We start from the raw sequence: 20876 nt of genomic DNA on the forward strand, positions 1-20876 counted from the left end.
TCCCGCGGGGCACTCAGCCCTGGCGGGCCGGGGACGCGGCCCCGGGGGCCAGCAGGCGCGGGCTGCCGCTGCCGTCCGCGGGGACGGTCCACAGGTCCGTGCTCTCGGTGGATCCCTCGGCGGGCAGGGCGTAGGCGAGGGTCCGGTCGTCGAGCCAGGCGGCCTGGTCGTCCACGCTGCGCTTCTCCGCGAGCGGCTGTTCGCGCAGCGTCCTCAGGTCCAGGACGTGTTCGCGCCACAGCGATGCCCCTCGCTGCACCCGCTTCTTGTAGGCGACGCGGGTCTCGTCCGGGGACAGGGAGGGGCATTCGACGTTCTGCGCGAGGGTGGTGACGGTCCGCCCGGAGATCGAGCCCCTGACCAGGTGGGTCTGGCCGGCGGTGGCGAGGGTGGCGTAGAAGGTGTCGTCGTCCTTGGAGAAGGTCACGCCCCAGAGGTTCACGTCACCCGCGGTGTACTTCCTGCCGTCCATGAGGACGGTGAACTTCTCCAGGTCCGGTTCGAGCTGCCAGGTGCTGGTGTCCACGATGCTGGTGCGGGTGGAGAAGAACGCGGAACCGTAGGACTCCCCCGCGACGAAGACCGTCCACGCGGCGAACCGGCCGCTGGGAGAGACCCGGGCCCGGCTGGGGGTGCCCGCGAGGGGGAAGCCGTGGCGGGTCTTCAGGTCGGCGCCGACGATCAGTGCCTGGTTGTCCTGGGCGAGGGCGCCGGGTTCGGAGCGCAGGCACACGCCGGTGCCGGCCGCGGCGTGGAAGCGCCGGCAGTTCAGGCCGGAGGCGGTGCGTTCGCCGTCGGGGCCGTCGGCCGGGACGGAGGCGAGGGTGCCGTGGTGCGGGCCCGGGGCGGTGTTGAGGAGCAGGAGCGTGCCGGGGCGGCCGAGCGTGACCTGGCCGGCAGCGACGGCGGGACCGCCCGGCCGCGGCTGGTCGGCGCGGTCGGCGGCGCGCAGCACCATGGCGGTGGCGGCTCCCCCGAGGAGCAGCACCGTCACGGCGAGGACGAGCAGGCGGCGCTTGGGAGACAGCATCATCGGGGGGTCCTCACGGGCGTCGGGGTCGTGGCGGTACGAGGCGTGCCGCGCGGGTCGCGGTCGCGGTCGCGCAGTACGAAGCCGGCGACGGTCGCGCAGCACAGCAGTCCGGCCGCGGCGGCGGCGAGCGCCTGGCCGGGGCCCCAGAGGGACCAGGCACCGCCGAAGGCCAGCGAGCAGGCGACCCGGGCCAGGGCCTGGCCGGTGCCGACGAGGGCCAGACCGGTGCCCCGCAGTTCCCCGGGGACGGTGGCGGCGACGGCGGCGGGCAGGACGCCGTCGGTGGCCGCGTAGAAGACCCCGTGCAGGGCGAGGACCAGGTAGGGCAGGGCGGGCCAGGCGGGGGCCCAGAGGAGCAGTCCGTACCCGGTCAGGAGGAGGGCGTGCCCGGTGAGGAACACGGTGCGCCGCCCGATCCGGTCGGCCAGCGCCCCGGCCGGCACGGCCAGCAGGAGGAACACCGCGGCGGTGCCGAGCGGCAGCAGCGGGAACCAGCGCTCGTCGAGGCCGGTGCGGTCCTGGAGGAGCAGGTAGACGAAGGCGTCGCTGACGGTGGTCAGGCCCAGCAGGGCGGCGCAGAACGCGAGGGCGCGCAGCCGGGGCGCGCGCAGCAACGCGAGCGCCTCACGGAGGCCGACGCCGGCGTCGCCCACCGCGGGCAGGTTCCCCGCGGTACCCCCCTCGGCCGAGCCGGACCCCGCCGGGCGGGGCTGCGCGGGGAGGGCCTGTGCGGTGCCACCCTCCGCCGGGCCGGACTTCGCCGGCGCGGCCCCCGCCGGACGGGGCTGCGCGGGGAGGGTCCCCGCGGTACCCCCCTCGGCCGAGCCGGACCCCGCCGGGCCGGACTTCGCCGGCGCGGGCCCCGCCGGACGGGGCTGCGCGGGCAGGGTCCCCGCGGTACCCCCCTCGGCCGAGCCGGACCCCGCCGGGCCGAACCCCGCCGGCGCGGCCCCCGCCGGACGGGGCTGCGCGGGCAGGATCCCCGCCGTACCCCCCTCGGCCGGGCCGGACCCCGCCGGGCGGGGCTGGGTGGGGAGGGGCTGTGCGCTGCCGCCCTCCGCCGGGCGGGCCCTCGCGGAGTGCGCCCGGGCGGCGGGGCCCTCGGGTGGGACGGCCGCCGACAGGCGGGCCCGGGCGGAGCGGGTCCCGGCCGACCCGGCGGTCTGCGCGCTCCGGCCCGGGACGAAGAGGATCAGGACGACCACGCCGAGTACGGCCACGCACGCGCTGACGCCGAAGACCGCGTCGTAGCCGCCCACCGCCGCGCTCAGGATGAAGAAGGCGGCGAGGGGGCCGAGCAGGGCCCCCGTGGTGTCCATGGCCCGGTGGACGCCGAAGGCCCGGCCCTGTTGCCCCGCGGGGGTGGACAGGGAGATCAGCGCGTCGCGCGGGGCCGTGCGCAGGCCCTTGCCGGTGCGTTCCAGCGCGAGGACCACGCCGATCGGCCCGGCGCTGTGGACAAGCAGCAGCAGCGGTTTGCACACGGCGGACAGGCCGTAGCCGAGCCCGGCGATCAGCTTGTGGTTGCGGACCCGGTCGGCGAGGTGGCCGCCGGTGAGCTGCACGAGGGCGCTGACCCCGTTGTAGACGCCGTCGAGGGCGCCGAATCCCAGGGGGCTCAGGCCGAGCCCCGCGATCAGGTAGAGCGGCAGGACCGAGGTGACCATCTCGGAGGAGATGTCGGTGATCAGGCTGACCGTGCCCAGGGCGAGCACGGCCGAGGCCACCGCGGGGGTCCGTCCGGGGCCGGGGCCCGGTGCCGCCTTCGCCCCGGCAGGGGCGGAGCGGTCCGCGAGGTACATGCTCAGGCGCTCCCCTGCCGGCTGCTCTCGTCCCGGAGCCAGGTGGAGAAGTCCCCGTCCCGGATGGCCTTGCGGGACCCCCGGCGGGCGGCGAGGGCCGCCACCACGAACACCACGACCCCGGGCAGCAGCCCCGGCCGCTCCCGCAGGACGCCGAGGAGATCCGCCCTGCCGGTACGCGCGGACGGCGCCGAGTCCGAGTCCTGTGCGCGTTCCAGTTCGGCGGAGGAGGTTGAGGCGCGGACCTTCCGTTTGATCAGGTCGGACCAGGTGCGCGGGGGCCGGACCACGACCCGGGCCGCCTCGACCACGCGCCGCTCCCCCGGCCCGAAGGCCAGCGACGCGGCCAGGTCGTCCGCCATGAGCGGCGGCAGTGCGGCGATCCGCGCGTGCCCGGCCTCGGTCACGGCGATGACCCCCCGGCCGAACAGGCCCTCGCGGACGGCCGGGAGCCGCTGCCACACCCGGTAGTACGCCCGGACCGGCCAGGCGCAGCCGGTCAGCGGGATGTCCCGGCCGGGGGCGGCGGCCAGCAGTTCCGGATTCCCGTCGAGGGCGGCCGTCAGGGCCCGTACGTCGGCGGCCCCGAGGATGACGTCGGCGTCCACGTAGAGCCGGGGGAAGCCCCGCGCGTGCTCGTCGCCGACGCGGAGTGCCGTGTGCTTGGAGGGAGTCGGGATGTCGACGACCCGGACGCGCGGGCCTCGGGCGGCGGCGACCCGCGCGGTGTCGTCCGTGCAGCCGTTGCAGACGACGACGATGTCGCCCCCGCCGGGGCCTCTGTCAGCGGTATCGGCCAGGAGCGCGTCGAGGAGCCGGCCGATGACCACGCCCTCGTTGTGGGCCGGTATCACGATGCTGGTCACCCGCGCAGTATGCACGTTCGATCAGCGGACTCGGGTGATTCCCCCAACTCTCCCCAGGCGTACGCAAGGTGGTCTAGATTGAGCGCGCTGTAGCGGTTCGGTCGCCTGGGGGAACAAGCGGCCGGTCCGGGGGGCGGAAGCACGCGGTTTACGCAGCATCGGTTGTGGGGGGCCATCGCCGTTGAGCAGGTCACGCACGGGTCGCGCAGGCGTCCGGGCTGCCCTCGACGGCTCGTCCCCCCATCACACGCGTCCCGGCCATGAGATGTCGGCGCACCGTCAGGTGTGCGCGGAGGGAAGGGGAACGCTGTGAAGGACACCGCGAGGAACGCGGGGCGGGACGCCGTCGCCGCCGGCCGGGAGCCCGGGGCCGCGTTAGGCGTCGCCGTGGTCGGCGCGGGCTACTGGGGCCCCAATCTCGTCCGCAACTTCCAGTCCAGTCCGGGGTTCCGGTTGCGCTGGCTCTGCGATCTGGACGTGGACCGGGCGCGGCAGGTGCTCGGCGCGTACTCCACCGTGCAGGCGACCGCGGACTACGCGGCGGTCCTCGCGGACCCGGAGGTCGACGCGGTCGCGGTGGCCACCCCCGCCGGGACGCACGTGGACGTCGCGCTGGCCGCCCTGCGCGCCGGCAAGCACGTGCTCGTGGAGAAGCCCCTCGCCGCCACCTACGAGGACGGGCTGCAGCTCGTACGGGAGGCCGAGGAGCGCGGTCTGACCCTGATGTGCGACCACACGTACTGCTACACGCCGGCGGTGGCCCGGATCCGCGAGATGGTCCGCTCCGGGGAACTCGGCGACATCCAGTTCGTCGACTCGGTCCGGATCAACCTGGGGCTGGTCCAGAAGGACATCGACGTCCTGTGGGACCTGGCCCCGCACGACCTGTCGGTGCTCGACTTCATCCTCCCGGACCACGTCCAGCCCGTCGCGGTCGCCGCCCACGGGGCCGACCCGATCGGGGCCGGGCAGTCCTGCGTGGCCTATCTGACGCTCCAGCTCAGCACCGGCGCCATCGCCCACGTGCACGTCAACTGGCTCTCCCCGACGAAGGTCCGCACCACGATGGTCGGCGGGTCCAAGCGCACGCTGGTCTGGGACGACCTCAACCCCTCCCAGCGGGTCGCGGTCTTCGACCGCGGGGTGGACCTGACGGCGCCGCAGGAGATCGGCGTGGACGAGCGCCGCGACATGCTCGTCTCCTACCGGACCGGGGACATGGTGGCTCCCGCGATCGGCGAGAAGGAGGCCCTGCGCAGCATGGTCGAGGAGTTCGCCGACGCGATCAGGACGGGGCGCGCTCCGCTCACCGACGGCCGGGCCGGGCTCAAGGTGCTCGACATCCTCGAAGCGGCCTCACGGAGCCTGGAATTCCGTGGCGCGGTCGTCGGACTGCGCACCGGGCGCTGACCGTCGGCCCGGCCGCGGTCGGGCCGTTCGCACGACAGACGATGAACGATTCAGTGGGGGCGGGGCGTTGAGCAGCGTACGAGACAAGAGGATTCTGGTCACCGGAGGGGCGGGGACCATCGGTTCGCACGTGGTGGACCTCCTGGTGGAGAACGGGGCGCGCGAGGTCGTCGTACTCGACAACTTCGTCCGGGGGCGCACGGCCAACCTGGCCCGTGCCCTGCCGAGCGGTGTGGTGGAACTCGTCGAGGGCGACATCCGCGACGCGGCCGCCGTGCGCAAGGCCACGGACGGCGCGGACCTGGTGTTCCACCTCGCGGCGATCCGGATCACGCAGTGCGCGGAGGAGCCGCGGCTGGCGAACGAGGTGATGGTGGACGGCACGTTCAACGTGCTGGAGGCGGCCGCCGCGGCCGGGGTGGGCAAGGTGATCGCCTCGTCCTCGGCCTCGGTCTACGGGCTGGCCGAGACCTTCCCCACCACCGAGCGCCACCACCCGTACAACAACGACACCTTCTACGGCGCGGCGAAGGCCTTCAACGAGGGGATGCTGCGCAGCTTCCACTCCATGTACGGGCTGGACTACGTCGCGCTGCGCTACTTCAACGTCTACGGGCCCCGGATGGACATCCACGGCCTGTACACGGAGGTGCTGATCCGCTGGATGGAGCGGATCGCGGCGGGCGAGCCTCCGCTGATCCTGGGCGACGGCACCCAGACCATGGACTTCGTCGACGTCAGGGACATCGCGCGCGCCAACCTGCTGGCCGCCGAGTCCGACCTGACCGACGAGGTCTTCAACATCGCGAGCTCCACCGAGACCAGTCTGCTCCAGCTCGCGCAAGGCCTGCTGGAGGCGATGGACGCGGACGGGCTGGACCCGGAGCACGGGCCGGCCCGGGCGGTGAACGGGGTGACGCGGCGGCTCGCGGACACCTCGCGGGCCCGGGAGCGCCTCGGCTTCACTCCGGAGATCGACCTGCGCACCGGCCTGCGGGACCTGGTGGAGTGGTGGCGGGCCGAGCGGGCCGCCGATGCGGCCGCCTCCGGCGCGGGTGCGGACGGGGAGGCGGGCCGATGAGCGCGCCCGACCGGATCCCCGTCATGGTGCCGTGGCTGGGCGAGGAGGAGGCGAAGGCCGCCGCGGACGCGGTGCTCTCCGGCTGGGTCGCCCAGGGTCCGCGGGTCGCGGAGTTCGAGCGGGCCTTCGCAGAGCGCGTGGGCGCCGCGCACGGCATCGCGGTGAGTTCGTGCACCACCGCGCTGCATCTGGCGCTGGTCGCGCTGCAACTGGCGCCGGGCGACGAGGTGATCGTGCCCTCGCTGTCGTTCATCGCCACCGCCAACGCGGTGCGCTACGTGGGCGCGCGGCCGGTGTTCGCGGACGTGGAGGAGGCCACCGGCAACCTCACCCCGGCCACCGTCGACGCGGTGCGCACCCCACGCACCAAGGCGGTGCTCGCCGTGCACCAGGGCGGGGTTCCGGCCGATGTGCACGCGCTGCGCGCGGCCTGCGCCGACTGGGACCTCGCGCTGGTGGAGGACGCGGCCTGCGGGATCGGCGCGACCGTCGGCGGCAAGTCCGTGGGCCACGGGGCGCTGCTGGCGGCCTGGTCCTTCCACCCGCGCAAGGTGATCACCACCGGCGAGGGCGGCATGATCACCACGGACGACGCCGAGTGGGCGCAGCGGCTGCGGCGGCTGCGCGAGCACGGGATGAACGTGTCCGCGGCGGACCGGCACGCCAGCGGCAAGCCGATCGTCGAGAGCTACCTGGAAGTCGGCTGGAACTACCGGATGACCGACATCCAGGCCGCGGTCGGCCTGGTGCAGCTCGGCAGGCTGGACGAGATCGTGGCCCGGCGCCGGGAGCTGGCCGCCCGCTACACGCGGCTGCTGGCGGAGATCCCCGGCCTCACCCCGGTCCGGGATCCGGGGTACGGCGAGGGCAACTTCCAGTCGTACTGGGTGCTGCCGGCTGCGGACTTCCCGGTCGGGCGGGACGCGTTGCTGGCGGCGCTCGCGGAGGCCGGGATCTCGGCCCGGCGCGGGATCATGGCCTCGCACCTGGAGCCGGCGTACGCGGGCCACGGCGCCGCGCCGCTGCCGGTGACCGAGCGGATCAGCCGGGACTCGCTGATCCTGCCGCTGTTCCACACCATGACGGAGGCCCAGCAGGACCGGGTGGTGGCGGTGCTCCGCGAACAGGCGGCCGGATGAGCGGCGAAGGCCCGGCCGGACGGCCGGACACCGAGGACCTGGTGATCGTCGGCGCGGGCGGGTTCGCACGGGAGACCGCGCAGGCGGTACGGGACGTGGCCGCCGCGGACCTGGCGCGGGGCCGTCCTGCGCGCTGGCGGCTCGCCGGGCACCTCGACGACGACCCTGCGCTGTCGGGGCGGGAGGTGGACGGGGTTCCGGTGCTCGGCGGCTGCGAGGAGGTGCACCGGCTGGGCGACGCCCGGGTGGTGGTCTGCGTCGGCAGTCCGCGCGACTACGCGGTGCGGGCCCGGCTGGTGCGGCGTCTGGGGCTGCCGGCACAGCGGTACGCGACGGTGGTCCACCCCACGGCGGTGGTGTCGGACAGCTCGGTGCTCGGGGTGGGCACGGTGCTGCTGGCGCACACCGTGCTGACCGCGGCCGTCCGGGTCGGATCGCACGTGGCGGTGATGCCGCAGACCGTGCTCACCCATGACGACGTGGTCGGGGACTTCGCCACGCTCGCCTCGGGGGTGCGGCTGGGCGGTGGGGTGCGGCTGGGTCGCGGCGCCTATGTGGGTGCGGGATCGCTGGTCCGCGAGTACGTACGGGTCGGCGCCTGGTCGCTGACCGGTATGGGGAGCACGGTCCTGTCGGACGTGCCGCCCGGCGAGGTGTGGGCGGGCAGCCCGGCCCGCCGGCTGCGGGCCGCGGACGGTCCGGCCCTCGACGAACTGCGGGCCGATGGGGAGGGGACCGGCCTGAGGCCGGAGACACGGATGGGGAGTCACGTCGCATGAACCAGATACCGCTCGTCGACCTGAAGGCGGCGCACGCCGAGGTCGCGGACGAAGTGCGCGCCGGGTTCGACCGGGTGCTGGCGGGCACCGCCTTCATCGGCGGTGAGGAGGTCGCCGCGTTCGAGCGCGAGTACGCGGAGTTCGCCCGGGTGCGGCACTGCGTGGGCGTCGCCAACGGCACCGACGCCCTGGAACTGGCCCTGCGGGCGAGCGGGGTGGGCGTGGGCGACGAGGTGGTGCTGCCCGCCAACACCTTCATCGCCACCGCGGGGGCCGTCGCCCGGATCGGGGCCCGCCCGGTGCTGGTCGACTGCCTGCCCGACTCGCTGCTGATGGACCCGGGGGCCGCGCTGGCCGCGGTCGGGGCGGCCACCCGTGCGGTGGTCCCGGTCCACCTGTACGGGCAGTGCGCCGACACGGCCGCCCTGGCCGCCGAGCTGCCTGCGCACGTGCGTGTCGTCGAGGACGCCGCGCAGAGCCAGGGCGCGACCCGCGAGGGCCGCTCCCCCGGCAGCGGCGGGATCGCCGCGACCAGCTTCTACCCGGGCAAGAACCTGGGCGCCTACGGGGACGCGGGCGCGGTCGTCACCGACGACGAGGAGACGGCCGCCCTGGTGCGGGCGCTGGCCAACCACGGCGGCGTCGCCAAGTACCGCCACGACGTAGCCGGGTTCAACAGCCGTCTGGACGGTCTGCAGGCCGTGGTCCTGCGGGCGAAGCTGGCCCGGTTGGCGGACGGGAACGCGGCCCGCCGGGCCGCCGCCGCCCGGTACGACGCCCTGCTGGCGGAGCTCGTGGCGGCCGGCCGGATCACCCTGCCGGTCACGGCCCCGGGCAACGTCCACGTGTGGCACCTGTACGTCGTACGGGTCGCCGGGGCGGACCGGGACGCCGTCGTCGGCAAGCTCAACGCGGAGGGCATCGGGGCGGGTGTGCACTACCCGGCCCCCGTCCACCTGACCCCCGCCTTCCGTCACCTCGGTCACGGCCGCGGCGACTTCCCCCACGCCGAACGGGCCGCGGACGGGATGCTCTCCCTTCCGCTGTTCCCGCAGATCACCGCTGCCCAACAGCAGCGGGTCGTCGACGCGCTCGCTGGCGCGCTGCGCTGACGCAAGAAGAGGTACAGATGAACAGACGGAGAAGGCAACTCCGGTACGGTCTCCTCACCGTGGTCGCCGCCCTCGTGGCCACGGTCCTGCCGCCGTCCGCGGTGGCCACCGCGGCCGACCCGTGCGGGCCGGGGAGCAACGCGATCGTGTGCGAGAACTCCAAGCCGGGCACTCCCATGTCCGACTGGTTCGCGCCCAGCGCCTACGGCGACATCAAGGGGTTCCCGGCCCAGACCAGTGTCCAGGCCGGCGAGACCGTGCAGTTCAAGATCCAGTCGCCGACCGCGTACCACGTATCGGTCTACCGGCTCGGCCACTACGGGGGCAGCGGGGCCCGCCTGATGTCCACCGCCGCCCAGGCGGCGCAGACGTATCCGGCGAACTTCGCGCAGGGCGGCAGTCCCAAGAGCTGTGCGACCAAGGCCTCCACGGGTCTGGTCGACTGCGGGAACTGGCCGGTCACCGCGTCGTGGACCGTGCCGGCGGACGCCGTCTCCGGCCTGTACATCGCCAACTTCGACCAGGCGGACGGCAACGGCGTGATGCCCTACCCGTTCGTCGTCCGCAACGACTCCAGCCACTCCGACATCGTGGTGCAGACCAGCGACCAGACCTGGCAGGCGTACAACAACTACGGCGGCCAGGACCTGTACGACGGCGCCGGGCCCGCCCCCGACGGGCGTGCGTACGAGGTCAGTTACAACCGGCCGATGGACATCGGCGGGGAGAACGGGATCTACGGCTCCGAGTACCAGATGATCGCGTGGCTGGAGCGCAACGGGTACGACGTGAGCTACATGTCCGGGATCGACGTGTCGGCCCGGGGTGCCACCCAGCTGCAGAACCACAAGGTCTTCATGTCCTCGGGACACGACGAGTACTGGACCCAGGACCAGTTCACCAACGCGCTGAACGCGCGCCGGGCCGGGGTCAACCAGACGTACTTCAGCGGCAACGAGGTCTTCTGGAAGACCCGTCTCGCCCCGAGCATCGACGGCGCGAACACCGCCAACCGGACGCTGGTCTGCTACAAGGAGACCAAGCTGTCCTTCCCGGTTCCGAACGGCGTGCCCGACCCGAGCGGGATCTGGACGGGCACCTGGATGGACCCGGCGAGCGGCACCAACGGGCGGACCTACCAGCCGCAGAACCAGCTGACGGGCTCGCTGTTCAGCGTGAACGGCTACCGCGCCGACGCGATCACCGTGCCGGGCTCGTTCGCCAGGATGCGGCTGTGGCGCAACACCACCGTCGCGGCCCTGACCCCCTCCCAGACCGCCACGTTCCCGGTCGGCACCCTCGGCTACGAATGGGACAGCGACGTGGAGGACGGCTACCGGCCGCCCGGGCAGATCGCGATGTCGTCGACCACGGTGGACATCACCGACGGCAAGCTCCGGCTCGACTACGGCAACACCTACGGCAACGGCACCGCGACGCACAGCCTGCTCGCCTTCCGCGACCAGACCTCGCACGCCCTGGTGTTCGGGGCGGGCACGGTGCAGTGGTCCTGGGGCCTGACGAACATGCCCACGGGAAATCCGGACGATGCGGTGGTCACCGAGGACAAGCGGATGCAGCAGGCCACGGTGAACCTCTTCGCCGACATGGGCGTCCAGCCGAAGTCCCTGCAGAGCAACCTGGTCGCCGCGACGGCCTCGACGGACACCGCCGGCCCCTCCGTCACGGTGACCAGCCCGGCGGTGAACGCCACCGTGCCGGCCCTCAGGCCCGTGACGATCAAGGGCACGGCGAGTGACACCGGCGGCGGGGTGGTGGCCCGCGTGGAGGTCTCCACCGACGGCGGGACCACCTGGAAGGCGACCACGGGCCTCGGCTCGTGGACGTACACGTGGACCCCCACCGTCCCCGGCGCGGCCCAGATCAAGGTCCGCGCGGTCGACGACAGCGTGAACATGGGCGCCACCACCACGGTGCCGCTGACCGTCGGTCCGCAGCAGTGTCCCTGCACCGTCTGGCCGGCCGCGACCGTGCCGGGCACGGTCAACGCCGGTGACGGCGGTGCGGTCGAGCTCGGCGTGAAGATCCGCTCGTCGGTGCCCGGTTCCATCACCGGCGTCCGCTTCTACAAGTCCCCCGCCAACACCGGCACCCACACCGGCAGCCTGTGGAGCAGCACCGGCCAACGCCTGGCCACCGGTACCTTCACCAACGAGACGGCGTCCGGCTGGCAGCAGCTGAACTTCTCCTCCCCGGTGCCGATCAAGCCCAACACCACCTACATCGCCTCCTACTTCGCACCCCACGGCGGCTATTCCCACGACACCACCTTCGCCTCGTCCGACGCCGGTCTGGCCCCGTTCACCGCGCTGAAGAGCGGCACCGACGGCGGCAACGGCGTCTACCGCTACAGCGCCACGGGCGGCTTCCCGAACAACGCGTCCTCGGGCAGCAACTACTGGGTGGACGCGGTCCTGGACACGGCCACGGCCAGTACCACGCCGCCCAGCGTCACCGGCATCTCGCCGCAGTCCGCGGCGACGGGCACGGCGATCACGGCGTCGGTGTCGGCGACCTTCAGCGGGGCCATCGACGCGGACACGCTGGTGTTCACGCTGAAGGACTCGGGGGGCAACGCGGTGCCGGGCACCAAGACGCTGCCGGCGTCGAACAGCGCCACCTTCACGCCGGCGGGCGAGCTCGCGCTCAGTACCACCTACACGGCGTCCGTGCAGGCCTCCGACCTGTGGGGCAACGCCATGGCGGCGCCGGTGACGTGGAACTTCACCACCAGCACAACACCGCCGGCGGTCAACTGCCCGTGCACGCTGTGGACCGGCACGACGACTCCGAGCACCGCCAACGTGGGTGACGACACCAACTCGGTGGAGCTGGGCACCCGCTTCCAGTCGGCGGTGGACGGCTACATCACCGGCGTCACCTTCTACAAGGGCCCGAACAACACCGGCACCCACACGGGCAGCCTCTGGTCCGCCAACGGCACGCTGCTGGCCACCGGCACCTTCGGCAGCGAGACGCTGACCGGCTGGCAGCAGCTCAAGTTCGCCACCCCGGTGCCCATCACCGCGGGGACCTCGTACGTGGCCTCCTACCACGCGCCGAACGGCAACTACTCCGTGGACGGCGGCTACTTCACGGCGGCGCACCGCTCCTACCCGCTGGTCGCCCCGGCCGACGGCTCGGGCGGGGCCAACGGCCTGTACAAGTACGGCGCCTCCTCCGCCTTCCCGACCAGCACGTTCGGCTCGGTGAACTACTGGGTCGGCCCGGTCTTCACCACCACCCCGCCCGCAGCGCTCGCCGACCCCGCCTCCACCTCGGAGGTGTCCGGCCAGTGAGCACGGTCAGCGTGGTGATCCCCTGCTACAAGTACGGCCATTTCCTGGCCGACTGCGTCAAGAGCGTCCTGGACGAACAGGAGGGCGTCGACGTCCGGGTGCTCATCATCGACGACGCCTCGCCCGACGACTCGGCGGAGGTGGCACGAGCCCTGGCGGCGAAGGACCCGCGGATCGAGGTGCGGGTCCACGAGCGGAACCGGGGCCACATCGCCACCTACAACGAGGGACTGCTGGAGTGGGCCGACGGGGACTACGTCGCCCTGCTCTCGGCGGACGACCGGCTGGTCCCCGGGGCGCTGGTGCGCGCCGCCGCCCTGCTCGACGCGCACCCGGAGGCGGGCTTCGCCTACGGCAGGCCGTTGCGGTTCCGGCACGGCGGCCCGCTTCCCGCCGCCCGCACCCGGTCCACCGGGTCGGTGGTCTACCCGGGCCACTGGTGGCTGGAGCGCCGCTTCCGGGAGGGTACGGGGTGCATCACCTCGCCCGAGGTGGTGGTACGCACGAGTCTCCAGCGCAAGGTCGGGGGCTACGACCCGGAGCTCCCGCACGCCGGTGACATCGAGATGTGGATGCGGCTCGCCGCCCACGCCGACGTCGGCTACGTCAGCGGCGCCGACCAGGCGTTCTACCGCGTCCACGGCGACAACATGTCCACCACGGACTTCGGCGGCCAGCTCGACGACCTCCGCCAGCGCCTCGTCGCCTTCGACTCGGTGCTGGAGAAGTGCGGCGGGCTGCTGCCGGACGCCGAACGGCTGTCACGGGCGGCGCGCACCCGGCTCGCCCGGTACGCGCTGCGGCGCGCCTACCGGGCGTACGACCGGGGGCGCACCGGGGTCGTACCGGTGGACGAGCTGGTGGCGTTCGCCGCCGAGTGCCTGCCCGGCGGCTACACCGGGCTCGGCGAGTACCGGGCGCTGCGGCTGCGCCGCCGGATCGGGGCGCGGGTGATGCCGTACCTCCAGCCGCTCGTGCTGTCGGCCGTCGCCGACCGGGGGCGCGAGTGGCTGTGGTGGCGTTCCTGGAAGCGCCGAGGAATCTGATGCGCCGTCTGTTCCAGTCAGCTGCTCGCCCGTCGGGAACGGCGGGCGAGCAGCTGGTCGGTCCACAGGGCCGCCGGTACTCCGGTCACCAGGGCCAGCAGCGCCAGGCCGGCCAGGCCGCGGCTCCTGGTCCCGCTCTGGGCCACGGAGTTCGGCGGCACCAGGAGGGTGATGCTCATCCGTGCCCCCTCGGGTATGCCCTGCGCGGTCTGCAGGTCCGTCAGGTGCTTCGAGTAGACCTCGATGATCTTCTTGACGGTCGCGTCCGCGGCGGCCGGCGCCGGCTTCTCCGCCTGGATCTGCAGGCTGGGGATCAGGTAGCGCGGAGTGACGCTGGTGCCGCTGTTGCGCGGGATCAGCCGGTAGGTTCCCTCGACCCCCGCCGCACGCAGTTCCTCGGTTCCGGCGCTCGACTCCAGCTGCCGCACGGCCGCGTAGGAGACGGCGGCGAGCGGCGGCTGCAGGTTGACGAGCTGGTTCGGCTGGGTGCCGGTCATCGGTGGTTTCAGTACGACGATCGCCGAGCTCAGGTAGGTCGGGCTGGGGCGCAGCACCTGGAGGGCTCCCGCGGCCGCCAGCGCCAGCGCCACGACCAGGACGTACCAGCGCCGGAGCAGCGCTCGGACCAGCTCACCAGGCGACACACGATTCCTTCCGTTCCCCACGTCGTGATCGATCCTGTCAGGACACGTGTCGGCGCGCCATCAAATCCGGTAGCTCCCAGGGGTGTTCGTGACCATCGGTGAAATCCTCGCGGTGCTCCGGCGCCGCTGGTACGTGATGGTGCCGATGGCACTGATCGGGCTGCTCGCGGCCGGCCACCTGTACCGGTCGGTGCCGGTGTCCTACCAGTCGCAGAGTTCGGTGACGCTGACCGATTCCAAGGCGGTGTCCGAGCTGGCACCCGCGTTCGGCAATCCCATCGCCAACGCGGGCGGGACGCTGGTCGTGACCGCGGACGTGCTGATCAGGTCCCTGTCGGGGGCGGACGCGGCGCGGGACCTGCGGGGTCTCGGGGTGACGGACCCGTACACGGTCTCCTTCGCCGTGAACGCCTCGGGTCCGATGCTCACGCTGTCCGTCACCGGCACCGACCGGGAGAAGGTCCTGCGGGAGACGAAGATCCTCACCGAGTTCGCCGGGGAGCAGCTGGCCGCGCTCCAGACGGCGGCGAAGGTCGCGCCCGCGTACTTCGCGCAGACCACGCTGGTGGTGCAGCCGCAGATACCGCGTCCCCAGCTCAAGACGCGCTACCAGCAGGTGCTCAGCGTCCTCATCGTCTGCACCACGGCCGGGTTCGCGCTGTCCTTCCTGACCGAGACCGTGGTGGTGGCGGTGCGCCGCAGGCGCGCGGCCGGGTCCGGCGGCACGGTGCGCGCGTGGCGTGCCCGCAGGCGGGCGCGGGGCCGTCAGCTGGACGCGGTCACGCTGCTCACCGGCTATCTGGTGCTGGCCTTCTTCATCCCCTCGAACATGACGCTGCCGGGGATGGGCGGTGTGGGCACACCGGCCAACGTGTTCGCGCTGCTGGGCCTGTTCTGGTACCTGGCGGCGTGGATGACCGGCCGGATCCGGCCCGCTCCGGGGACCCGGCTGCCCCGGGTGGTGATGTGCCTGCTGGCGGTCGCGGTGCTGGCCGCCTACCTGTCGAACGCGACCCGGGGCGCCTCGCGCAAGGAGCTCCTCGGGGCGGACCGCGGGCTGATCGGGCTGCTGGTGTGGGTGTCCCTGGTGGTGCTGGTCTCCGCGGCGGTCCAGGACCGGGCGCGGCTCGACACGCTGCTGCGCCGGGCCGTGGTGATGGCGTCGGTGGTGGCCGCCATCGGCTACTACGACTTCTTCGCCGCCACGAACATCGCCGACCAGATCACCATCCCCGGCCTCTCTTCGAGCGTCCCGCAGCTCGCCGCCATGGACCGCGGCGCCTTCACCCGGCCGCGCTCCACGACGGCGCATCCGCTGGAGTTCGGCGGGATGCTCGCGCTGCTGCTGCCGTTCGCCATCCAGCAGGCCTTCGATCCGGTGCGGGCGCATCTGAAGTGGTGGCGGCGCTGGCTGCCGGTGGTGCTGGTGGGCGGCTCGCTGCCGCTGACGGTGTCGCGGACGTCGATCATCGGTGCGTTCATCGTGGTGCTGGTGATGGTGCCGCGGTGGAAGCCGCAGCGGCGGTGGACCGCGATCGGCCTGCTGCTGGGTTCGGTGGCCTGCTTCAAGGTCATCGTCCCCGGCCTGATCGGGACCATCACCACCCTGTTCGGGTCCTTCCTGGCCAACTCCGACAGCAGCACGCAGGCCCGTACGGTCAAGTACAGCGCGATCGTGCCCTATCTGGAGGGGCGGCCGCTGTTCGGGCAGGGGCTGGGGACCTTCATCCCGGAGCTCTACTTCTTCACCGACAACCAGTACATGCTGACGCTCGCCGAGATGGGCTTCCTCGGGCTGGCCGCCCTCCTGGCCCTGTTCCTGACCGGGATCCACCAGGGCGGCGCCATCCGCCGGCTCGCCCGTGACGAGTCCGACCGGGAGCTGGGGCAGGCGTTCTTCGCCTCCGCCCTCGTCGCCCTGGTCAGCAGCGCCACCTTCGACGCCCTCAGCTTCCCGATGTTCGCGGGGATGTTCTTCCTGACGATCGCCGCGGGGGGCAGTTACCTCGGCTTCATCCGGCGCGCGGCGCCGCAGCCACCGACCCTGGAGTCCTCATGCGGTTCGACAGCCCAGCCCCCCGCCGCGCGGCCGGCGGTTCCGGTCCCGTAGCGGTCGTCGTCGTCACCTGGAACAGTGCCGCGGTGCTCCCGGAGTTCCTCTCCTCCCTGCCGGAGGCCATGACGGGGCTCGACTGGCGGCTCGTCGTCGCCGACAACGATTCGGCCGACGACACCGTGGAGGTGATCCGCTCCCTGGCCCCGGACGCGACGGTCGTGCAGACCGGGCGCAACGCCGGGTACGCGGCCGGGGTGAACGCGGCCCTCGGTGCCGCCGCCGACGGGGAGGACGGGCTCGGGGCGGCGCTCGTCTGCAATCCGGACATCCGGATGCGGCCGGGCTGCGCCAAGCTGCTCGTGGACGGGCTGGGCGCGCCCGCGGGCGACGGGGACCGGGTCGGGATCAGCGTGCCGCTGCTGTACGAGGAGGACGGCCGCACCCTCGTGCACTCGCTGCGCCGTGAGTCGAGCGTGACCCGCGCACTCGGGGAGGCCGTCATCGGCAACCGCCGGGCGGGGCGCTTCCCCCGCCTGAGCGAGCTGGTCACCGACTCCGCCGCGTACGAGCGGGCGACGCGCGCGGACTGGGCGACGGGGGCGCTGATGGCCCTCTCCGCGGACTGCATCGCCGCCTGCGGCCCGTGGGACGAGTCGTTCTTCCTCTATTCCGAGGAGACGGAGTACTGCCTGCGGGCCCGGGACCGCGGTTTCGTGACCCGGCTGGAGCCGGCGGCCTCGGCCATCCACCTCGGCGGGGACTCGCAGGTCTCACCGCGCCTGTGGACCCTGCTGACGCTGAACCGGGTACGGCTCTACGAGCGCCGGCACGGCCCGGTGGCGACGGCGGCCTTCCGGGCCGCGGTCCTGCTGCGGGAGACCTCCCGGGCCGCGCTCGGGCGCCCGGCGGCGCGTGCGGCCGCGGCCGCACTCGTCCGGCCGGGCGCCCTGCGCGCGACGCCGGGGCCCTGACCGCCGGTGGTCAGCCGCCGCGGGGGCGGCAGACCATGGCGATGAAGTCGTGCCCGACTTCCGGGAGCGCCGCGTCCTCCGCGGCGAAGCACTCCTCCAGCAGGTCCAGCGTCTGCGGCTGCTGGTCCCGGAAGTTGTGCGCGATGCCCGAGAACGCGATGTGCAGCACCGTGCCCCCGTACGGCCGTTCCTCGACGACTTCGAAGTGGCGGCGCAGGCCCGGCAGCAGCGCGGCCGCGTCGACGGCCTCCGACGGGTCGTCCAGCACCATCGACAGCCTGCTGGGGCGTACGACGCGGTGCTTGATCCGGCCGTCGGCCAGGCGCCGCCGCTCCTCGGGGAGCCGGGCCAGCAGCGCGTTCGCCGCGTCCAGCTGGGCGTCGGTCCACTGGAAGCGGGTGGGGCCGACGAACTCGTCGATCACGAACGTCCCGCCGGGCTCGATCAGCCGGGACAGCCTCGGGAGGGTCTCGCCGAGGTTGTCGAAGTGGTGGAGGGACTGCAGGCCCAGCAGCACGTCGAAGCGCTCCCCGTCGCTGGTCATCCGGTTGACGTCGGTGACCCGGAAGCGCAGCACGTCGGCGAGGCCCTCCTCGGCGGCGGTCCGGGTGGCGAAGTCGATCCGCTGCTGCGCCACGTCCACGCCCTCCAGGAGGCCGAACGCGCCGGTCCTCGCCCACAGCAGTTCGTTCCCGCCGGTGCCGCACCCGAGGGAGAGGCCGCGCAGGTCGGTGCGCGGCGCGAAGTGCTCGGCGGCCACGTACTGGGGGAACGAGGTCTCCGCGTCCCCGGTCATCAGCAGGTTCCAGCGCTTGATGACCGCCGGGATCGCCCACCACTCGGTCAGCGACGGGTCGACCTGGGACCAGTGCTGGACCACGCGCGCGCCGCCGCGCACCCGCAGCTTGGCCAGGACAGGGTCGAGTTCCAGCCGGCGCACCTTGCGCAGCAGCCGGTCCGCGTCGTGCCGGTTGATCAGGTTGTTCAGCATGCGCGCTCCGTTCGTACGGCGGTCAGCGACTTCGTGACCCCGAGCACCCGCTCGCTGAGGAGCACCGACCGGGGAAACAGGTAGCTCATTTCGGTGCGGCCCAGCAGCTCGATGTTGACCACGGCGTTCATCGCCGACTCCGGGCTGTCGGGACGGCTGTGGACCAGCGGCCAGTGCCGTACCAGCCGGGTCCTGGCGGCCAGCGGCAGGAACTGGAATCCGGGCGCGACGAAGTGTGGTTCGACCGGGAAGTAGCGGTAGGGCGTCTGGATCCAGTGCAGCGGCGCCAGTCGCTCGACGGCGGCGACGAACCGGCGGCGCTGGCTGTGGCCGCCCACGTGCTCGATGGTCGAGTTGGAGAACACCAGGTCGTAGCCGCCGTGCCCGCTCAGTTCGGCGGCTACGGCGGGGTCGGTGACGTCGGCGGTCTCCGCGGTGATCCAGTCGGGAAGTTCGGCGGGGTGTTCCTCCAGGTTGATCAGGTGGACGTGCTTGGCGCGCACGGGTGCGCGCAGCCACATCTCGGCCGTTCCGCCCAGGTCCACGACGCGCATGTTCTCGATGCCGGGGAAGCAGCGCCGGAAACGCTCCCAGCGGGCGATGCGCAGTCGTTCGCCCAGGGAGCCGGGTGCGTCGACGAACTTGTTTCGGAGGGCCCGGGATCGGGGCATCGGATCAACCACCTGTGGTCGGAGCGGAAGAGAGGCGGGCTTCAACTGGACTGCTGCCATCGGGTGTAGAAGCTCGCCGGGTTCATGAGGTAGCGGACGGTGGGGTGCGGCAGGTGGCGCACCCGGTGCCGGCGGCCGTACCGGCGGATCAGCTCCCAGTCCTCCCGGGGCAGCACCTCCGGGGTCCGGCGCAGTCGGCTGAAGTGCAGGGAGCGGTTGCGGCGGGCGACGAAGGCGTTGGTGTCCAGGAAGGCCTCGCGGGCGGCGCGGCGCCGGTCCCAGGGCACGGACAGGACGTCCTGCTCGCTGCCGTCGGGCAGGACCCGGCGCAGCGCCGTGTAGACGGCGTCGGGGCCTCCGGCGGGCTCCAGGGCCGCCAGGGCCCGTTCCAGGTGGTCGGGTTCCCACAGGTTGTCGTCGTCCAGGAAGGCCACGTACCGCGAGCGGGTGAGGCGGATGCCCACGTTGCGCACGACGCCCGCGACACCGGTGTTGCGGGCGAGGGAGACGGCGAACAGCCGTGGGTCCTCGGGAAGTTCCGGGAGTCCGGCGCCGTCGTCGACCACGATCACGACCTGGTCCCGGACGGTCTGGTCCAGGGCCGAGCGCACGGCGGCTCGCAGCTGCTCGGGGCGCCGGTGGGTGGCGATGACGGTGGCGACCAGCGCCGAGGGCGGTGCGGCCAGGACGCGGGCCAGCCGCCGGGTCTCGGCGTCCTCGGTGCGCCGCAGGCGCAGTGCGCCGGGGGCCAGCAGGACCTTGTTCCTGGTCTCGAAGAGGACCAGCCAGCCGAACATCGCCTTGAGCAGCGTCCAGGGCGCCCGCGCGAGGCCGCGCACGAGGCCGCTCACGGGGCCGGCTCGGGTTCGATCGGGCGGCCGTCGGACATCCGGTTGTTCCGCCACACGTTGCCGGGGCCGCTGTGGTTCCAGTGGGCGACCACGCCGTATCCGCCGGCGGCCGGGTGGTACTCCGTCGAGAAGACGTTGTCGGTGACCTTGATGCCGGTGGCGCCGGTGCTGCCGCCGTAGAGGGCGTAGGCGCCGCCGGCGATCCAGTTGTTGTCGACGGTGACGTTGCGGACCACGCCGGTGTCCGCGAAGAGGCCGATGCTGCCCGAGGCGCCCTCCTTGAGGCCGGTCGGGTTCAGCAGGGTGTTGTGGCGGATGATCAGCTCCCCGGTGTTGCCGCCGCCGCTGATCACCGCGTTGGTGTGCTGCCACTCGCCGCCGAGGTTGACGAACGGGACGATGTCGTGGACGTAGTTGTCGTGCAGGTTGCCCTGCCCCATGGACAGGGCGTCGCCGAACACCGAGACGTCGCACCAGCCGACCTCGATGGAGCTGCCCCCCATGTTCGACACCGCGTAGTCCACGCCGCCGTTGTCCGGGCCCTTGCCCGGCACCGCCGTGATGGTGGAGTGCAGGACCCGCAGGCCGCTGAAGCCGGGCCGCAGGTTGATGCCCCACCAGCTGTCCGAAGTGATCTTGGAGTCGATGATCGTGACGTCGTTGGCGTAGATGTCCAGCGAGCCGGTGATGTCCCAGCCCCGGATGACGAGCCCGTTCTCGCGGACGGCCAGGTAGCCGGTCTTGTGGGGCGTGAGCGGGATCCGCGGACCGGTGGTGGAGGCGTCGGGGAAGCCGCAGGCGCTGAAGGAGGCGCAGGCGGCCTTGGCGGCGGGTGCGCCGGGGGGGCTTGTGGCGGCCGCCGTCGCGGTGGGCTTCGCCGGAGGGGCGGGGGAGGCGGCCGGGCTGCCCGTCGCCGGGCCGCCCGCGGAGGGCGCGGCGGAGCCCGGTGACGCCGGGGAGCCGCTCGCGGGGCAGGTGCGGGCGGAGTCGGGGCAGTCCGGCAGCGCGGACCGGTCCGGTCCGGAGCAGGCGACGCCCGTGACCGCAAGGAGGGTCAGGAGGAGCAGTCCCGCGAGCGGGTGTCGGCTGATGCGCCGTGGCATC

At 73.1% G+C, this 20876-nt stretch carries 17 protein-coding genes and 1 pseudogene; 9 read left to right on the forward strand and 9 right to left on the reverse strand.

Going from position 1 to position 20876, the window contains the following annotated elements; all coding sequences use genetic code 11:
* Positions 1 to 13: 13 nt before the first annotated feature.
* From ACZ6Y1_RS02670 to ACZ6Y1_RS02685, 4 genes and pseudogenes are all read right to left on the reverse strand, one after another.
* Complete coding sequence (locus tag ACZ6Y1_RS02670) at positions 14 to 1027, reverse strand: TolB family protein (RefSeq protein ID WP_469621743.1); 1014 nt, start codon at positions 1025 to 1027, stop codon at positions 14 to 16.
* A 2-nt stretch (positions 1028 to 1029) separates the two neighbouring features.
* Complete coding sequence (locus tag ACZ6Y1_RS02675; RefSeq protein WP_469621746.1) at positions 1030 to 1686, reverse strand: MFS transporter; 657 nt, start codon at positions 1684 to 1686, stop codon at positions 1030 to 1032.
* Positions 1687 to 2169: 483 nt separating this feature from the next.
* Positions 2170 to 2835 (reverse strand): annotated as a pseudogene (locus ACZ6Y1_RS02680) (MFS transporter); the annotation flags it as partial.
* Positions 2836 to 2837: 2 nt separating this feature from the next.
* Entirely contained in the window at positions 2838 to 3701 is an 864-nt protein-coding gene (locus ACZ6Y1_RS02685; protein ID WP_469621458.1) for a glycosyltransferase, read from the reverse strand.
* 309 nt (positions 3702 to 4010) lie between these two features.
* On the opposite strand from ACZ6Y1_RS02685, the gene ACZ6Y1_RS02690 reads away from it, so the two are divergent.
* The 7 genes from ACZ6Y1_RS02690 (at position 4011) to ACZ6Y1_RS02720 (ending at position 13588) form a co-directional block, all read left to right on the forward strand.
* Positions 4011 to 5111, forward strand: a complete 1101-nt coding sequence (locus tag ACZ6Y1_RS02690) for a Gfo/Idh/MocA family protein (protein ID WP_469621461.1) — start codon at positions 4011 to 4013, stop codon at positions 5109 to 5111.
* A 67-nt stretch (positions 5112 to 5178) separates the two neighbouring features.
* Positions 5179 to 6192 (forward strand): SDR family NAD(P)-dependent oxidoreductase, encoded by a 1014-nt coding sequence (locus ACZ6Y1_RS02695; RefSeq protein WP_469621465.1) that lies wholly within the window; start codon positions 5179 to 5181, stop codon positions 6190 to 6192.
* A complete protein-coding gene (locus ACZ6Y1_RS02700) occupies positions 6189 to 7331 on the forward strand; it encodes a DegT/DnrJ/EryC1/StrS family aminotransferase (RefSeq protein WP_469621468.1) in 1143 nt (380 codons plus the stop codon). Before ACZ6Y1_RS02695 ends, ACZ6Y1_RS02700 begins: the two co-directional genes overlap by 4 nt.
* Positions 7328 to 8110 (forward strand): NeuD/PglB/VioB family sugar acetyltransferase, encoded by a 783-nt coding sequence (locus ACZ6Y1_RS02705; protein WP_469621471.1) that lies wholly within the window; start codon positions 7328 to 7330, stop codon positions 8108 to 8110. The genes ACZ6Y1_RS02700 and ACZ6Y1_RS02705 overlap by 4 nt, the downstream gene beginning before the upstream one ends.
* Positions 8107 to 9222 (forward strand): DegT/DnrJ/EryC1/StrS family aminotransferase, encoded by a 1116-nt coding sequence (locus tag ACZ6Y1_RS02710; RefSeq protein ID WP_469621475.1) that lies wholly within the window; start codon positions 8107 to 8109, stop codon positions 9220 to 9222. Before ACZ6Y1_RS02705 ends, ACZ6Y1_RS02710 begins: the two co-directional genes overlap by 4 nt.
* 17 nt (positions 9223 to 9239) lie before the next feature.
* The gene (locus ACZ6Y1_RS02715) at positions 9240 to 12542 is read left to right on the forward strand and encodes a DUF4082 domain-containing protein (RefSeq protein ID WP_469621479.1); all 3303 of its coding nucleotides are present in this window, start codon (positions 9240 to 9242) and stop codon (positions 12540 to 12542) included.
* Positions 12539 to 13588: a glycosyltransferase family 2 protein gene (locus tag ACZ6Y1_RS02720; RefSeq protein WP_469621482.1), complete on the forward strand. Its 1050-nt coding sequence runs from the start codon at positions 12539 to 12541 to the stop codon at positions 13586 to 13588. Before ACZ6Y1_RS02715 ends, ACZ6Y1_RS02720 begins: the two co-directional genes overlap by 4 nt.
* 17 nt (positions 13589 to 13605) lie before the next feature.
* On the opposite strand, the gene ACZ6Y1_RS02725 is transcribed toward ACZ6Y1_RS02720, so the two are convergent.
* Complete coding sequence (locus ACZ6Y1_RS02725) at positions 13606 to 14232, reverse strand: hypothetical protein (protein ID WP_469621485.1); 627 nt, start codon at positions 14230 to 14232, stop codon at positions 13606 to 13608.
* Between the two features lie 88 nt (positions 14233 to 14320).
* Here ACZ6Y1_RS02725 and ACZ6Y1_RS02730 point away from each other — a divergent pair, with 88 nt between their 5' ends.
* Positions 14321 to 16342, forward strand: a complete 2022-nt coding sequence (locus ACZ6Y1_RS02730; RefSeq protein WP_469621490.1) for an O-antigen ligase family protein — start codon at positions 14321 to 14323, stop codon at positions 16340 to 16342.
* The gene (locus ACZ6Y1_RS02735; protein ID WP_469621494.1) at positions 16288 to 17259 is read left to right on the forward strand and encodes a glycosyltransferase family 2 protein; all 972 of its coding nucleotides are present in this window, start codon (positions 16288 to 16290) and stop codon (positions 17257 to 17259) included. The genes ACZ6Y1_RS02730 and ACZ6Y1_RS02735 overlap by 55 nt, the downstream gene beginning before the upstream one ends.
* 10 nt (positions 17260 to 17269) lie before the next feature.
* On the opposite strand, the gene ACZ6Y1_RS02740 is transcribed toward ACZ6Y1_RS02735, so the two are convergent.
* Genes ACZ6Y1_RS02740 through ACZ6Y1_RS02755 form a run of 4 tightly spaced genes read right to left on the reverse strand, consistent with a single transcriptional unit; the run spans position 17270 to position 20875 of the window.
* Positions 17270 to 18250 (reverse strand): class I SAM-dependent methyltransferase, encoded by a 981-nt coding sequence (locus ACZ6Y1_RS02740; protein WP_469621499.1) that lies wholly within the window; start codon positions 18248 to 18250, stop codon positions 17270 to 17272.
* The gene (locus ACZ6Y1_RS02745; RefSeq protein ID WP_469621502.1) at positions 18244 to 18921 is read right to left on the reverse strand and encodes a class I SAM-dependent methyltransferase; all 678 of its coding nucleotides are present in this window, start codon (positions 18919 to 18921) and stop codon (positions 18244 to 18246) included. Before ACZ6Y1_RS02745 ends, ACZ6Y1_RS02740 begins: the two co-directional genes overlap by 7 nt.
* Positions 18922 to 18962: 41 nt before the next feature.
* Positions 18963 to 19772 carry a glycosyltransferase family 2 protein gene (locus ACZ6Y1_RS02750; protein ID WP_469621505.1) on the reverse strand — a complete coding sequence of 270 codons (810 nt, stop codon included), beginning with the start codon at positions 19770 to 19772 and terminating at the stop codon, positions 18963 to 18965.
* A complete protein-coding gene (locus ACZ6Y1_RS02755) occupies positions 19769 to 20875 on the reverse strand; it encodes a right-handed parallel beta-helix repeat-containing protein (protein WP_469621508.1) in 1107 nt (368 codons plus the stop codon). The genes ACZ6Y1_RS02750 and ACZ6Y1_RS02755 overlap by 4 nt, the downstream gene beginning before the upstream one ends.
* Position 20876 lies beyond the last annotated feature (1 nt).

It is taken from the genome of Streptomyces sp. NPDC053432 (assembly GCF_055585365.1).

Coding starts and splice junctions, on each gene's coding strand:
- ACZ6Y1_RS02700 (WP_469621468.1), top strand. CDS start 6,189: ATGAGCGCGCCCGACCGGATCCCCGTCATGGTGCCGTGGCTGGGCGAG.
- ACZ6Y1_RS02705 (WP_469621471.1), top strand. CDS start 7,328: ATGAGCGGCGAAGGCCCGGCCGGACGGCCGGACACCGAGGACCTGGTG.
- ACZ6Y1_RS02710 (WP_469621475.1), top strand. CDS start 8,107: ATGAACCAGATACCGCTCGTCGACCTGAAGGCGGCGCACGCCGAGGTC.
- ACZ6Y1_RS02715 (WP_469621479.1), top strand. CDS start 9,240: ATGAACAGACGGAGAAGGCAACTCCGGTACGGTCTCCTCACCGTGGTC.
- ACZ6Y1_RS02735 (WP_469621494.1), top strand. CDS start 16,288: ATGCGGTTCGACAGCCCAGCCCCCCGCCGCGCGGCCGGCGGTTCCGGT.
- ACZ6Y1_RS02740 (WP_469621499.1), bottom strand. CDS start 18,250: ATGCTGAACAACCTGATCAACCGGCACGACGCGGACCGGCTGCTGCGC.
- ACZ6Y1_RS02745 (WP_469621502.1), bottom strand. CDS start 18,921: ATGCCCCGATCCCGGGCCCTCCGAAACAAGTTCGTCGACGCACCCGGC.
- ACZ6Y1_RS02755 (WP_469621508.1), bottom strand. CDS start 20,875: ATGCCACGGCGCATCAGCCGACACCCGCTCGCGGGACTGCTCCTCCTG.